Origin of the sequence: Acinetobacter sp. ANC 4805, assembly GCF_022549495.1 — a bacterium.
Classification (GTDB): Bacteria; Pseudomonadota; Gammaproteobacteria; order Pseudomonadales; family Moraxellaceae; genus Acinetobacter.
Genome location: NZ_JAKZGD010000004.1, coordinates 151,190 through 166,969, shown reverse-complemented (window position 1 = coordinate 166,969; position 15,780 = coordinate 151,190). Strand labels below are relative to the sequence as shown.

Below are 15,780 nucleotides of genomic sequence, written 5' to 3'. Positions count from 1 at the left end.
TATATGACAAATGTCTATGTAATATTAGTTTTAATCCGTCGACTTGGTTCTAAATGAAATAAAAATCAGGTTTCCAATAGCCATTTACACGTCTATCTAAAGCTATTCCGAAAATTACTTGAGATTAAATTAAAGGTATATTCATATGAACTAAATCTTTCTAAGCTCAATCTCACAGACTAAAAAATAAAAAAGGCACATGAATGTGCCTTTCTCTTAGAAAGCAAATCGATTAGTCAATCGCAGGAACATAAGTACCAGCAACGATTGCATCTTTAATACGATCAGCTTCTGCAAGCACAAGCGCAAGAAGATTTTGAACGTTTTCAAGTGTTGCAACTGGACTTAAAGTTGTCATTTTCAATGATTGAACCTGACCAACTTTAGTCACACCAATATTCGCCTCACCACGTGCAAATAATTCATCTGCAACGTTTTGGTTCAAACTATCGATAAACTCAGTTGGATAACCTTCTGGAACAACACGGAACAGAACAGAAGCAAATTGTGGTTCAACCAACAATTCTAGACCTGCAGTTGCTTTGATATAGTCTGCAACTTCACGTGTTAATTTCACACCATGGTCGATCATTGAACCATAAAGCTCTTCACCTAATGCTTCAACCGTCATCCACAATTTCAATGCATCAAAACGACGAGTCGTTTGCAATGATTTAGACACGAGGTTAGGCACACCGTGTTCTTCATCATAAGCAGAGTTTAGATATTCTGCTTCGTAATGCATAAAGCGATAGTTTGCTTCGTCTTTCAACAAGAAAGCGCCACAACTAATGCTTTGGAAATAATGTTTATGGAAATCAAGCGTGATTGAGTCTGATAATTCAATTCCATCGAGCATTGCACGATGATCATTTGAAAGAATCAGCGCACCACCCCAAGCTGCATCAATATGCATCCATGAACCATACTTCGTGGTAATCTCACGGATTTTCTTGAGTGGATCAATTGCTCCTGCATCTGTCGTACCTGCTGTTGCAACAACACACGCAACGATTTTGCCTTCAGCTTGAAGATGTGCCATGGTTTTTTCTAGCGCATCAACATCCATCTGTGCATTTTCATTCACAGGAACAGTCACAACTGACTGGAAGCCCATACCCATCATCGCCATGTTCTTTTGCACAGAGAAATGTGCATTTTCAGAACAGATGACTTTGACGTTTTTCATTGCCTCTACTGGGATACCATCACGCTGAACAGACCACGGTTTGCCGTTTTCATCTTTCCAGTTTTTCGCGACACACCAATCACGCGCCAGCAATACACCCATCAAGTTTGACTGTGTACCACCAGAAGTGAACACACCTGCTTGACCAGTGCCATAACCCACTTTTTGACGAAGCCAATCAACCAATTGAACTTCCATCAAAGAACCCGCTGGGCTTTGATCCCATGAGTCCATCGATTGGTTGGTTGCATTGATCAACACTTCCGCAATCTGGCTCATCACCATGGTTGGGCAGTGTAAGTGTGCAAGTGAATGTGGATGATGTACTTTTAAGCTCTTGTTGAGGAAAAGCTCAATCATACGTTGTAATGACTGCTGTACACCTAAACCTTGTTTTGATGGATTAAAAGAGATTGCTGCACGCAAATCTTTAATGCTTCCACCTGTGTACATTTTATCATTTTGCAACCATGCTGAAACGGCATTTACCGCTTCACCCATTGCTGACTGATAGTCAGCAATGGATTGAGCATCATTGCAGAGTAACGCTTTACGATGTTCTGCAAAATCAACCATGATTATCCTCGTACTGCTTTTAATGCTTCAGCAACCGCTTTCTTGAAACGAGCAACTGCTTCTACGCATTCTTCTTGAGTAATAATCAATGGGCAAAGTAAACGAATTACAGTACCGTTACGACCGCCTTTTTCAAGCAATAATTTATTGTTGAAACAAGCCGTTTGGATTGCAGCAGCCAATTGCGCATCAGCAGGTAATGAACCCATGTGATCCGCAGGTTTACGCTCGTCAACGATCTCAACACCGATCATCAAACCACGACCACGTACGTTACCAATACATGGGAATTCTTGAGCAAGTTTCTTGAACTCTGCTTGTAAGAAATCACCACGCTCTTGCGCATTTTGAGCAAGGTTTTGTTCTTTGATCACTTGAAGTGATGCCAAACCTGTACCCATCGCAAGTTGGTTACCACGGAAAGTACCCGTGTGACCCGCAGGCTGCCAAGCATCAAACTTACGTTTAATACCTAATACTGCAAGTGGCAAACTACCACCTACCGCTTTAGACATCACTACAACATCAGGCTCGATGCCCGCATGTTCAAAGGCAAACATTTTACCTGAACGTGCAAAACCAGCTTGAACTTCGTCCAAGATTAAAACGATGTTGTGCTTTTCAGTCACTTCACGGATTTTTTGTAACCATTTCACAGGCGCAGTAACCACACCACCTTCGCCTTGGATCGCTTCAAGGATCACGGCTGCTGGTTTAGTTACACCACTTTCCACATCTTCAATAAAGTTTTCAAAGAAGTATGTTAAAGCATCAACACCTGCTTCCCCACCTAAACCAAGTGGGCAACGATATTCATGCGGGTATGGCATAAATTGAACGCCTGGCATTAAGCCATTCACCGCATTCTTCGCTGACAGGTTACCTGTCATTGCAAGCGCGCCGTGCGTCATCCCATGGTAGCCGCCAGAGAAACTAATCACTGTGCTACGACCCGTATAAGTTTTCGCTAATTTAATTGCTGCTTCTGTACCATCTGCACCAGATGGACCACAGAACTGTAGGCAATATTCTTCTTGACCGCCTGGCAAATAAGCCAAAAGCGCTTCAGTAAACGCATCTTTTAAAGGAGTTGTTAAGTCTAAAGTATGCAATGGCAAACCACTTGCCAATGTGTCTTGAATACTTTGAATCACCGCAGGATGATTATGACCTAAAGCCAATGTTCCTGCCCCAGCTAAACAATCAAGGTACTCTGTACCTTCAACATCAGTAACCCAGCAGCCTTGTGCTTTTGCTATTGCCAACGGTAGTTTACGTGGGTAACTACGAACATTTGATTCCATCTGACTTTGGCGAGTCAAATAATATTCGTTGGTTGCATTAGCGGCAGGATTTACGGAAGTAACGCTCATATCGAATTACCATCTCTGATATGGGTAAAAGAAATAAGTCTGGTGACTTGCGGTCGTTTGACTCGGTGCTTTTTAGAATCTAGTGCAGACACAAATTTTTATATCTTTCAACTAGGAGCGAGATGATACCTAATTTTGAAATAAAATAAACTCTTTTTATGCCTGACATTCATCTAATCTTATTGAAAAAATGCTTCATTCCAATAAGTATGATGAATTATCATCATACTATGTGACAAGCGAAAGAAAGTAAGCTTTTTTTAACAGCACTATTTTTTTTAGATGAACGTTCAAATCTATAAATCTAATTGTTTAATTTTTAATATTTTTTATTTTATTTTCCGTTGCAAAACACTGCTAATATATTACAAAGACACCACAAAATATGCAGAAGTTCCTCATCAGTTGTTTTTAATATCAGACTTGTAAAAAATAAATCTCTAATACCAAATTTTAAGGAAGTTTTTATGCGTACTTTAGCACTTACCGCGATGATGATTGGGGCGACACTAAGTCCAAGCCTTTTTGCTCATGAAACTGAGAACTTGAACTACAATATTGTCAACATTCAAGCGGATGCTGCACGCCAAGTTGCCAATGATGAAATGCGCGCTGTACTCTACATTGAAAGAAGTAATAAGCAACCTGCTGAGCTTTCTAACCAGATCAATCAATTGATGAATCAGGCTCAGGCAATTTCTCGTAAATACGCACAAGTGAAAGTCGAAACAGGCACACAAAGTACCTATCCTATTTATGACAATGATAATAATAAATTGAAAGAATGGCGTGCTCGTGCAGAAATCCAAATTGAAAGTAAAGACTTTAAAGCAGCAAGTCAGCTGATTAGTGAGTTGCAACAAAGCTTCCAAACTCAATCTATTAGCTTCACCGTATCAGATGAGCAACGTAAAAAAGTTGAAAATGAGCTGATGATTGAAGCATCTAATAACTTTCGTCAACGCGCATTAGCAATTACACGTGCATGGGATAAAGCGCAATACAATCTCGTTAGCTTGAACTTAAATACCAGTAATTATTTTCCACAACCGATGATGCGTGGCGCTATGGCAAAATTTTCAATGGCGGAAGCAGCGCCTGCACAAGACATGGCAGCTGGTGAATCCAAAATTACTGTAAGTGCCAACGGATCAATCCAATTTAAATAATTAAATATTCACATAGGGCGTATCACATACGCCCAATCAAGAATTTAATTGCTTTTTACTCACTCGCGAAGGTGCTGTTTGAATAATATGAACACACCGAATATAAGCAATTCTAATTTTATTTAAGCAAAATCTAAGAGAAAATTTTGAGTCTCACTCTTTCAATTTGTGCAGTTCAAAATAATAGTGTCATGCTATAAATTCTGCAATGAATCCCAAGCAGCCTGAGCCAAGCTTTCCCGATAAACATTTGGATTGGTAAGTACTTTCTCAGATAACCATGCTCGACAATAACTTTCAGTTGCACCAATCACCAATGAAATCATCAATTCAGGTGGTACTGATTTCAATAACTTAGCATCGCTATATATCGACATATAGCTCACGATTTTTTGATTTCTCAGTTTATTTTTTTCATTTAACAATGGTCGATACTCACTTTGCATCACATTAAAATGAGCAAGCATTAAAAATTTTGCAAAATGTGGTTGATCAGCAACCCAATCAACATAGCTATAAATCAAAGCATTCAGTACCTCTTTTAAAGATTGCGTATTGTCGAGGTATTGATCTCTCAACAAGGCTTGATCATCCAAAGCAGCAAAAACCAGTGCAGCAATGATCCCCTCCTTATTTTTAAAATGGTGATAAATTGCCCCGACACTACTTTCAGATTTGTCTCGGATCATTTCAATACTGGTTGCATCTAAACCATATTCAAGAAAACACGACAAGGCATCCAATAAGATTTGTCTTTTTAACAATGATCTACGTTGTGGGTATAAGCGTTCTAATAATTGCTGAGCCGTTTGCATAAGTTATTTAAATTTACCAATCATCGGAACTATTGTGAATGACTTGACCATAACTTGTAAACAGAATTATATTCCATTAAAGAATTTTATTCTGTTTAATAGGAAACTCTAAATGCCTTCAACTTTGGAATTATGGAACAAAGCTTCGGCTCTACCTGCTGGAAAATGGACATTCACACGGATGTTGTGTTTAAAAGCCCCTTATTTCAGTAGCATTTCGCCCTTATTTGAGGAGTTAAAACCAAACTCTTGTAAAATATCCATTAAGAAAAAACGCTCAGTACTGAATCACATTGGTACAGTTCATGCGATTGCGATGTGTAATATGGCAGAACTTGCAGGTGGCACAATGACTGAAGTGACTGTTCCAGCCACACATCGCTGGATTCCAAAGGGTATGACTGTCGAATATTTAAAGAAAGCAAATACAGATCTCATCGCGATCGCAACACCTGTAGAGGATCACTATGATTGGGATAAAGCTGGAGAATATCTAGTGAATGTCGATGTACTCGATCAGCACAACGATAAAGTCTTCCACGCCACCATTACCATGTGGGTTTCAAAAAAGAAAAAATAAAAGCAAAAAGCCCTGAACATCGTATTCGGGGCTTTTCTAGTTGAGTTCGTTTTTACTTTTTAAAAGGAAGCGCATATTTAAAAATACGCCCCACGACTTCACCAAATTGTTTTACAAAACTGGCATTATTGTAATTTAAACCATATTTTTCACACACAGCTTCTACTTTAGGTGCAACTTGACGATAGCGACGTGCAGGAATATCTGGGAATAAATGATGCTCAATTTGATGGCTCAAATGCCCTGTCAAAATATGAAATGCTTCTGAGCCTGTTAAATTAGATGAACCGCGAATTTGGCGCATATACCAGTGTCCACGACTTTCATTCTGCAAGACCGTTTTTGGGAATACTTCTGCATCTTTAGTAAAGTGCCCACAAAAAATAATACTAAATGTCCAAATATTGCGAATGCCATTGGCAACTAGGTTTCCAGTAAACACAGGAATCGCTGCTGGCCCTGCAATTAATGGAAAAAATACATAATCTTTGAATAGCTGCTTAGCAATTTTTTTCTGTGCAGGCTGCCATTCACGTTTGAATTGCGCAATTGATTTACGTTTATAAATCAATTTCCCTATTTCGAGATTTTGAATCGCCACGCCCCATTGAAACAATAAACAAAATGGAATACTGTAAACAGGCTGAAATAAGAAACCAGACTTCCAACGTTGTTCAGGAAATAATCGTAGCAAACCGTAGCCAATATCATCATCCATCCCTTTAATATTGGTGTAGGTATGATGCTTGTAATTATGAGTTTGGCGCCAGTTATCTGAGGTTCCAACGGTATCCCACTCATAAGTCTGACCATTAAATTTTGGATCATTCATCCAGTCATATTGTCCATGCATCACATTATGACCCAGTTCCATATTTTCCATGATTTTGGAAAAACCAAGTAAACCTGTACCTAATAACCATGCAGGCGGAAACCAACCTAAAAATAAGCAGGCACGTCCAAGCATACTGCTATAACGAACTGAAGCATAAACGCGACGAATGTACTTCGCATCTTTCTCCCCTAAATCATCCAAAACTTCTTGTTTGATTTGATCGAGTTCTCGAGCAAATGCATCTAACTCAGCAGCAGTCAATTCACTGTTTTTAGGATTCTTAAAATATTCAATTTTAACAGGCATATTCATAATCAATTTCTCACTTATAGATCAATCACAAGATCAGATTGAGCGGAATTTACGCAAATTTTTAGCAACTGAGCAGGTTCATGATTCGCTGAACCATTCAATAAATTTTGAGTTGAGCCTTGGGCTTTGGTACAAGCACATTTATTACAAATACCCATACGACAACCATGATTCGGCTTAATACCTTGATGTTCCAAACTTGCTAGAATCGATTGACCTTTAGGAATCACGACTGTTTTATTGGATTGAGTCAATCTCACATTTATAAAACTAGTTTCCAAAGCATCCGCATCAAACTGGCTTAGACTAAAAGCTTCTGTTCGAAGCAAAGCAGCATCAGAAAATAATGTTTCTGCGGTCGCAGCAAAACCTGATGGTCCACAAGCATATACAGTGGTTGCGTTTAAAGCTGAAATTTGATCGACATGGCTTTGGTTTAAGCGTTGATCTTGTTCTTGGGTATAAAAAATTTGATAACTGAAATGAGGAAAGTCCTCTGCCGTTTCTTTTAAATATTCAGCATAGGCTGCATCGGCCTGAGTTTTCACCCAATACATCAACTGAACAGATGTCGTTGAAAACTGTTTGGTTTGACTCAGACTTTCGATCAAGCTCAACATTGGCGTAATGCCACTACCTGCTGCAAGTAATAACAGGTTGGAGGTTTGAATATGCTGCTGCATATCGCCATAAGGTTGCCCTAAATAGACAATATCCCCAACTCTAGATTGCTCAACCAACCATGAACTTACCAAACCTTGATCAACTTTTTTGACGGTTAAACAAAGATGATCTGCGTCTAATTGCATCAAGCTATAAGTACGTTCGTAATGACGTCCTGCTATTTCAACAGTGACAGGATGATGTTGTCCTGCTGCACCGCGCTGTACATGACGATTGCATTGCAAAATAAGGCTAACCGTATCTTTAGCCACCGTTTGTTTTTTTACGACTTTGGCAAGTGATTGGTTAACCGACCAAAGTGGATTAATTTTTTGTAGCCAAAAATTGGCATCATGGTTCGTGATTACGCTTTGGGCTATTGAATTGAATAGAGAAATTCTCTTTTCGACTGCTTGCATGAGCGGGAACTCTGATCATTTTTTAATTATTATACATATGTATATATATTTGTATATATATTCGTATAAGAATTTACATTTCCCAAGTACTCAGACAATCGCTATAATCCTGAGTAGCTTACTTATATTTTGAAAATAATGGTTCAGTCTTCTTCTTTTTTACCGCTCGGTCATGACACAATAAATGAACAAGATGTCATCGCCATGAAATCTCCTGTACGCTCGGTTGGTAGAAAAGCAACCATTACAAGAGAAGAACTCTTCCAAGCGACCTTAAATTTAATCGGTCCTCAAAAAAGTATTGCCTCTTTAAGCTTACGTGAAGTGGCGCGTGAAGCAGGTATTGCACCAAATAGTTTTTATCGCCATTTCAAAGATATAGATGAACTTGCAATCGCCTTAATTGACCGTGCAGGTTTGGTATTGCGTAAGATTATTCGTGAAGCGCGTTTACAAGCCTCTATGCAGCAAAGCATTATCCGCAGTTCGGTTGAAGTTTTCATTCAACAATTAGATGCGGATGAAGGTTATCTCAGCTTATTACTTCGTGAAGGTTATACAGGTTCTACCTCCTATAAATCGGCTGTAGATCGTCAGCTGAATTTCTTTCAACAAGAACTTCAAGAGGATTTAATTCGCTTGGAACAAATGAATGATCGTAAAATCAGTCATGCCGATATTGCAGCAAAAGCAATTACTCAATTGGTTTTCAATATGGGTGCAAAAGTAATTGATTTACCCTCGGAGCAACGCACTGGAGTTGCAGAGCAAACCATGGTGATGATTCGTATGATTTTAGAGGGTGCTCGCCATTTCGATAAAATGGAAATTGATTAAGCAATTTCATCAGCATAAACTAGAGCAATTAATACTTTATCTTTTTCATTTATCATAACTACAAACAAGTTTAGGCATACAGATCATGACTCTTCTCAATGACCGTCAAAGCATCATCGCCAGTTTTTTACTGATGTTTTTGTTTTTAGTGATGGTCATTCCTTTGCATCTCTTGCCTAGTTTTTTCGCAGGTTTTCTCATCTTCGAAATTATTAATAGTTTAAGTTCAATTGTTGAAAAACACATCGATGGTCAACGTGCCCGTATCGTTATTAGCATTATCTTAGGCATTGCAACTACAGTATTGATTGGTTTTTTCATTACTAGTCTGATCAGTTTTGTCATCTATGATTTAAAAGGAACAGGTCTTAACTCTTTTAACTTTAAAATCGACCAAACTCTAATTAAATTTCAAGCTGAAATGAGTCAATATGTTCCAGGTTATCTCCCGCATAGCGTTGCTGACATCAAAAATCAGATTCTTTCGTTTATTAAAGATAACATTTCAATTGTAAAAAATACTGGTACAGATATTCTACATAATCTTGCAACTATGCTGATTGGTTTGATTGTTGGGATTTTGGTTTCAATTCAAAACTTCAAACAACATGCCCCTCAACCTGTCTTTAAAGCTGCAATTTTACATCGTATTCAGAAGCTTTCGGTTTCATTTAAAAATGTTGTATTTGCTCAAGTGAAAATCTCTTTGATCAATACAGTATTATTTATGATCTTTGTTTTTATTGTACTTCCTTTATTTAATATCCACTTACCATTCGCTAAAACACTCACAATTCTCACTTTCATCTTTGGTTTACTGCCTATTATAGGCAACCTGATTTCGAATACGTTAATTATCATGTCTGGTTTAACCATTTCTCTCTCGGTAGCAGCCATCGCTTTAGCTTATTTAGTGATTATTCATAAACTTGAATATTTCGTAAATGCCAAAATCATTGGTACAAAAATTAATGCCAATGCTTGGGAAGTCCTGCTTGCAATGTTGATTTTTGAAGCTATCTTTGGGTTAAGTGGCTTAATTGTTGCGCCTATTTTTTACGCTTATATCAAATTGGAATGTAAAGATGCAGGGCTGATCTGATTGGTGTTTAATCAGCTCAACTTAAAGTTAACAAATTCATGCATTATTTATACTTATAAACACCTATGTGATCAAAAGAAAAATAATGATAAGCAAAATTACAAAATCCTTGCGAATTAAAACATTCACATGCCCACTCAAAGCATATGCTAAAGACTAAATGAATCATTTTATTCACGATGTTTCATCACATTATAATTGAATGAGGTAACTATGAATTCTTCAGCAGCGGCTTTGAAAGTATATACACGTAATAATTTAGATGATGCCATCAAAGAAGCCACCGTTAAAATATTAAATCAAATACTTGCTAATCTTATTGATCTTTCTTTACTGACCAAACAAGCACATTGGAACATGCGTGGGAGCAACTTTATTGCAGTGCATGAAATGTTAGATACATTCCGCACCTCAATTATTACCCATTTAGATAATGTTGCAGAACGTGCGGTACAAATTGGTGGCACAGCACTGGGAACTACCCAAACCGTTGCAGAGACATCACATCTTAAGCCTTATCCTGTTGCAATCCATGCTGTGCAAGATCACTTAAAAGAGTTGGCTGATCGTTATGGTGTCGTTGCAAATCATCTTCGAGACACAATCGAGCAAATTAAAGATCCAATTTCTGAAGATATTATCCATGCCGCATTAGAGGACTTAGATCAATATTTATGGTTCTTAGAAGCCAATATTGATCACTAAATCAATCGGCATAAAAAAGAGGACTTTAATTGTCCTCTTTTATTACTACGTCAATATTAAGGCTTAACCACAACCAAGACTTGAATCGCTTCTGGTGTCACAGAAAGACCATCTAATAAGCCTAGACCCTCTTTCTGGAACTTCTGTAAACGCTCAATTTCATCTTGACGAATACTTGGGTTAAATTGCTTGAGATACGCTAAACGGTCAATTTCATATTGCCATTTACTGCCATAATGTTCTTTTGCTTGTTGCATCAACTCTGGCAAAGATGTTTTGGCAATATCTAAAGCTTGTGCATAACGTGTTTCAATCACATCACGGCGTGCTTTCACAACTTGACGACAACTATTACCATCTAAGTGGTGTAAGTACGGACGTAAAATACTTGGATCGATCTTGGCAGATAAATCCTGACCTGTTTCACTCAATAAGACACGAATTAATTGTTTCGGTAAGCTAGATGGTAAATTCAATGCCTTCGGTGCAACGACATCGACCTTAAACCAAACTTCCAATAAAACTGAACCTTGTTTCAAAGCATTCGATTTAAGTAATGCTACATTGGTACTACCAAATGATTGTGTACGGATCATTTCCATCACACTTTCAATAAATGGGTGTTCCAAAGTCAAATATTGTGCATCTTCACGGATCTGAGCCTGATCACGATAGAAGGTTGCTGTCATCCCTTCTTCATCTAAGGTAATCCCTTGAACTTGCATTTGATCAGTTGGCTTGATGATCACTGTACCATTGCTTTGCTCATCAAAATCAATATTGGTTGATGACATGAAACGCTTCACAAACATCGGTAAAGTCGTGTTGTCATCATAATCCTCAAGTGCTTGCACAATGCCTTGTGCCACAATTGGACGGCAAGAGTTATATTCAAGCAAACGGTCTCGACCTGCTTGCAACTCAGCTTCCAATGCCTGACGTTGTACATTCACTTCTTCAAGTAAATCTTCAAAAGTCTGACCTTGATCTGCCAATAAACAATCTTTGAGCTCAACAATAAAGTTTTCTTGCAGCGTTTGTGCTGTTGGAGAAATATTGCTGAAAATATTCAATGCTTCGTTGTACCAACGGAACATACGTTCTTGTGCTGTACCAATTAAATAAGGCACATGAATTTGAATACGATTTTCTTGACCAATACGATCCAAACGACCAATACGTTGTTCAAGTACATCTGGGTTTGCAGGCAAATCAAATAGGATGAGATCGCTGGCAAACTGGAAGTTACGTCCTTCCGAACCAATCTCAGAACAGAGGAGGATTTGAGCACCATAACTGTCTTCTGCAAAGTATGCCGCAGCTTGGTCACGCTCTAATAAGCTCATACCTTCATGGAACATGGCAGTGCGAATGCCTGCGTGTAAACGCAATACATTTTCTAATGCCTCTACCACTGGCCCACTACGTGCGATCAATAACACTTTTTTGTGTTTTAAATCTTTGCGTAGCACTTCCATTAACCATGGCACACGCGGATCATTTTCCATCCATGCACCATCAAGTTGACCTTCTTCTGGCCACATTTGCTCACGCATTTTGCCATCGAATGACCAATCTTCTGGTGCTGGCAAAGGTGCTGGCTGGCAATCACGACCTGGGAAGCCTTGTATTGCTTCACGCGTGTTACGGAATAGAATACGACCTGTACCATGACGATCTAATAATTCATGAATCGCACGCATACGCTGTTCAGGCTGATCATCAATACGATGACCCAATAAACCATCTAATGCAGCAAGATGTTCTTCCGTCAATGCTTCATCTGACATCAACACTTCTGCAACTTTTGCTGTGTGTTGATATTTTTCTTCTTCATCAAGGAAACGATCCAAGCTACTGAAACGTTGAGGATCGAGTAATCGTAAACGGGCAAAATGACTCTCAACACCTAATTGTTCAGGCGTTGCAGTGAGAAGTAACACACCTGCGGTTTGTTCAGCCAACTCTTCGACAAGATCATAACGATCATTGCCGCCTTCTTCTTCACTCCACATCAAATGATGTGCTTCATCGACTACGAGTAAATCAAAACCTGCTTCGACGGCTTGCTCACGCAAATCATCATGGTCAACCATCAAATCGACACTGGCAATAATACATTGCTCAGTAAGGAATGGGTTGAGATCAGGATCATGTTCTTTGATCGAAGCAGTACGGGTTAAATCGAATAGAGAAAATTGCAAATTGAAACGGCGACGCATTTCAATCATCCACTGATATTGCAGTGAATCGGGCACTAAAATCAGGATACGCTCTGAACGCCCTGTTTTCAGTTGCTGATGGATGATCAAACCTGCTTCGATGGTTTTACCAAGACCGACTTCATCGGCTAACAAGACGCGTGGCGCAAAACGTTTACCCACTTCATGTGCGATATAAAGTTGATGCGGAATCAAACCCACACGCGCACCAAGAAAACCGCGTAAAGGACTGGTATGCATTTGCGCTTGCAATAACATCGCTTCAATACGCAGGTCATACCACTCTTTATAATCGATTTGGCTGGCTAACAGACGTTCCAAAGGTTTTGATAATTGGATTTGCGCACCGATACGGGTTTCATTTAGCGACTTACGTTCTTGTTCACCATTTTCTAAATCACGAACAACATCGTAACGTAAAACACCATGACGATCTTCAATGGACTCAACAATCCATTTGATCCCCTCTTGATCTTGCACTTCATCTTTTACATTAAAGATGATACGAGACAAAGGCGCGTTGTTACGTGCATAAACACGCGTTTCATCACTTTTCGGGAATAAAATACTGATAGAACGTTCATCTACATCAATAAGAACACCTAGACCGAGTTCAGTTTCTGTATCCGATAACCAACGTTGACCAATAGCAAACGGCTGCAATTTATTCCACCTTTTTTCATGTTAGCCCACATATTGTATGCCTTTAACTGACGAAAGTTTAAGCTACTTTATGTAGTTTTAAATTTGGTATTATGGTGAAAATGAATCACCTAATAACCTCAATATTTTGACATAAAGCTGACTGAAATAGCGCGCTTTACATCTAGTTTGATCAAAAAAATACGATTAAAACGGCACTGGGCAGTCAAAACTGAGTTGAGTGCCTCTTTTAGGATGGGCAAAGCTTAATTGCGTTGCATGTAAACACAAACGCACATAAAGCTGCTGTTGTTCTAGTGTGGCATATAAAGTATCACCCAAAATCGGATGACCTAAATATTGCATATGTACACGAAGCTGATGTGAACGCCCTGTAATCGGAATCAATTTAACTCGAGTTACCGCTTGCCCTTGAATTTCGAAATGTTCAATTGCTTGCCATTCTGTCAATGCAGGCTTGTGATGTGTTGCATCAACGATATGTAATGGCGGGCGGCTTGGATCATAGATCACAGGAATATCAACGGTGCCTTGACCTTCTAAATGTCCAGCAACCAAAGCTTGATAAATTTTTGAGGTTTGACGATCTTGAAATTGACGTGAAATATTGCTCTGTCCAAATTTGGATAAACCGAACACCAAGATACCTGAAGTGTCACGATCTAAACGATGAATCAGTAAAGTCTTAGATTCTCGTTGTAATAAACGATTGATTAAACAATCTTGTAAATCAGGTGTTTTCCCCGGCACTGTCAGAAGCCCAGCAGGTTTATGGATCACCATAAAATCTTCATCACGATGAATCAAATGTTCACTTAGAAAATCATTCAAGGTAGCCTTCCAACGACTGGATGAAAACAAGCGGGCAATCATAAAAAGCTTAGCTTAGAAATACAATCAAAAAATCAATTTAATTCTACTTTTTATTCTCACTGAGAAAAACACCACCGTAGTTACTGTGGTGTTTTCATCATTTTAATTTAAACAGATGCTTTCATCTCTGCAAACGTTTCTTTTGCTGCCTGAATGGTCTCTGCAATATCTTGATCTGAATGCATAGACGAAATAAAGCCAGCTTCAAATGCAGATGGTGCAAGATATACTCCACGCGCTAACATGCCATGGAAAAATTTCTTAAATGCATCAACATCACACGCTAACATCGAATCAAAACTAGTGATGTCATCTTGATCTGTGAAATACAAACCAAACATTCCACCGACTTGTTGCGTTTTAAATGGAATACCTGCTTCATCTGCAGCAGCTTGTAATCCTGCAAGCAATTTCGCTAACTGTGCCGCAAGCTTGTCATAAAACTCTGGTTCACGCAGATGTTTGAACATTGCGATTCCCGCACGCATTGCCAATGGGTTCCCTGACAATGTACCTGCTTGGTATACACCGCCTAAAGGCGCGATGCATTGCATAATTTCACGTTTACCACCGAAAGCACCAACTGGCAAACCCGCACCAATAATTTTACCCAAAGTGGTTAAATCAGGTTTAACATTATAAGCCGATTGTGCACCACCTAAAGCAACACGGAAACCTGTCATCACTTCATCAATAATAAATACTGATTTGTACTCATCACATACATCACGAATCGCTTGCAAGAAACCATTAATTGGCGTAACCAAGTTCATGTTGCCTGCAACTGGCTCGATAATCACACCTGCAATCTCATGCCCAAACTTGCTAAAACATTCTTTTAGAGCTTCAATATTGTTATATGGCAGCGTTAAAGTATGCTTTGCAAAATCAGCAGGTACGCCTTTTGAAGTTGGTTCACCTTCACCTAATGTGAGTAGACCTGAACCTGCTTTCACCAATAACGAATCTGAATGACCGTGATAACAACCTTCAAATTTTACAATCTTGTCACGCCCTGTATAACCACGCGCCAAACGAATCGCCGTCATCGTCGCTTCTGTACCTGAACTGGTCATACGCACCATTTCAATTGAAGGCATGATCTCACAAATCGTATCCGCTAAAGTGGTTTCATGTACGGTTGGCGCACCAAAACTTAAACCATCTTCCGCCGCAGTTTGTACTGCCTGAATAATATCAGGATGTGCGTGACCTAGAATCATCGGTCCCCATGAGCCCACGTAGTCCACATAACGTTTGCCATCGACATCCCATAAATATGCGCCTTTTGCCTTTTCAATAAAGACTGGCGTACCACCAACACTATTAAATGCACGTACAGGCGAATTGACACCACCTGGAATATGTTTATTTGCTTGTTTAAATAACTGTTCTTGCTTTGGAGATAGACTCATAAAATGTTCAACCTAGAATCGAAGATGAGGAA

Annotated in this window: 13 protein-coding genes; 5 read left to right on the top strand and 8 right to left on the bottom strand. The window is 39.0% G+C overall.

The window, feature by feature from the left end; all coding sequences use genetic code 11:
• Positions 1-232: 232 nt before the first annotated feature.
• Together MMP60_RS07080 and MMP60_RS07075 are read right to left on the bottom strand one after the other, a co-directional pair.
• Positions 233-1,765, bottom strand: a complete 1,533-nt coding sequence (locus MMP60_RS07080) for an aspartate aminotransferase family protein (protein ID WP_241335617.1) — start codon at positions 1,763-1,765, stop codon at positions 233-235.
• 2 nt (positions 1,766-1,767) lie between these two features.
• Complete coding sequence (locus MMP60_RS07075; RefSeq protein ID WP_241335616.1) at positions 1,768-3,138, bottom strand: diaminobutyrate--2-oxoglutarate transaminase; 1,371 nt, start codon at positions 3,136-3,138, stop codon at positions 1,768-1,770.
• 467 nt (positions 3,139-3,605) lie between these two features.
• Here MMP60_RS07075 and MMP60_RS07070 point away from each other — a divergent pair, with 467 nt between their 5' ends.
• Positions 3,606-4,307: an SIMPL domain-containing protein gene (locus tag MMP60_RS07070; RefSeq protein WP_241335615.1), complete on the top strand. Its 702-nt coding sequence runs from the start codon at positions 3,606-3,608 to the stop codon at positions 4,305-4,307.
• A gap of 194 nt (positions 4,308-4,501) precedes the next feature.
• Here MMP60_RS07070 and MMP60_RS07065 read toward each other — a convergent pair whose 3' ends face one another.
• The gene (locus tag MMP60_RS07065) at positions 4,502-5,122 is read right to left on the bottom strand and encodes a TetR/AcrR family transcriptional regulator (RefSeq protein WP_241335614.1); all 621 of its coding nucleotides are present in this window, start codon (positions 5,120-5,122) and stop codon (positions 4,502-4,504) included.
• Positions 5,123-5,234: 112 nt separating this feature from the next.
• On the opposite strand from MMP60_RS07065, the gene MMP60_RS07060 reads away from it, so the two are divergent.
• Complete coding sequence (locus MMP60_RS07060) at positions 5,235-5,702, top strand: hotdog fold domain-containing protein (RefSeq protein WP_241335613.1); 468 nt, start codon at positions 5,235-5,237, stop codon at positions 5,700-5,702.
• Between the two features lie 52 nt (positions 5,703-5,754).
• Here the strand turns inward: MMP60_RS07060 and MMP60_RS07055 are convergent, their stop codons facing one another.
• Positions 5,755-6,849: an acyl-CoA desaturase gene (locus tag MMP60_RS07055; protein ID WP_241335612.1), complete on the bottom strand. Its 1,095-nt coding sequence runs from the start codon at positions 6,847-6,849 to the stop codon at positions 5,755-5,757.
• A 14-nt stretch (positions 6,850-6,863) separates the two neighbouring features.
• Complete coding sequence (locus tag MMP60_RS07050; RefSeq protein WP_241335611.1) at positions 6,864-7,931, bottom strand: ferredoxin reductase; 1,068 nt, start codon at positions 7,929-7,931, stop codon at positions 6,864-6,866.
• A 138-nt stretch (positions 7,932-8,069) separates the two neighbouring features.
• Between MMP60_RS07050 and fabR the strand changes: the two genes are divergently transcribed.
• The 3 genes from fabR to dps all read left to right on the top strand — a co-directional run bounded on the left by fabR (position 8,070) and on the right by dps (position 10,575).
• Complete coding sequence (gene fabR, locus MMP60_RS07045; RefSeq protein WP_241335610.1) at positions 8,070-8,768, top strand: HTH-type transcriptional repressor FabR; 699 nt, start codon at positions 8,070-8,072, stop codon at positions 8,766-8,768.
• A gap of 85 nt (positions 8,769-8,853) precedes the next feature.
• Positions 8,854-9,870: an AI-2E family transporter gene (locus MMP60_RS07040; protein ID WP_241335609.1), complete on the top strand. Its 1,017-nt coding sequence runs from the start codon at positions 8,854-8,856 to the stop codon at positions 9,868-9,870.
• A 213-nt stretch (positions 9,871-10,083) separates the two neighbouring features.
• Positions 10,084-10,575: a DNA starvation/stationary phase protection protein Dps gene (dps, locus tag MMP60_RS07035; protein ID WP_241335608.1), complete on the top strand. Its 492-nt coding sequence runs from the start codon at positions 10,084-10,086 to the stop codon at positions 10,573-10,575.
• A gap of 56 nt (positions 10,576-10,631) precedes the next feature.
• Here the strand turns inward: dps and rapA are convergent, their stop codons facing one another.
• The 3 genes from rapA to hemL all read right to left on the bottom strand — a co-directional run bounded on the left by rapA (position 10,632) and on the right by hemL (position 15,748).
• On the bottom strand, positions 10,632-13,460 hold the full coding sequence (gene rapA / locus MMP60_RS07030; protein ID WP_241335607.1) for an RNA polymerase-associated protein RapA: 2,829 nt from the start codon (positions 13,458-13,460) through the stop codon (positions 10,632-10,634).
• Positions 13,461-13,646: 186 nt separating this feature from the next.
• On the bottom strand, positions 13,647-14,291 hold the full coding sequence (locus MMP60_RS07025) for an RluA family pseudouridine synthase (RefSeq protein WP_241335606.1): 645 nt from the start codon (positions 14,289-14,291) through the stop codon (positions 13,647-13,649).
• A 149-nt stretch (positions 14,292-14,440) separates the two neighbouring features.
• On the bottom strand, positions 14,441-15,748 hold the full coding sequence (hemL, locus tag MMP60_RS07020; protein WP_241335605.1) for a glutamate-1-semialdehyde 2,1-aminomutase: 1,308 nt from the start codon (positions 15,746-15,748) through the stop codon (positions 14,441-14,443).
• Positions 15,749-15,780: the final 32 nt, after the last annotated feature.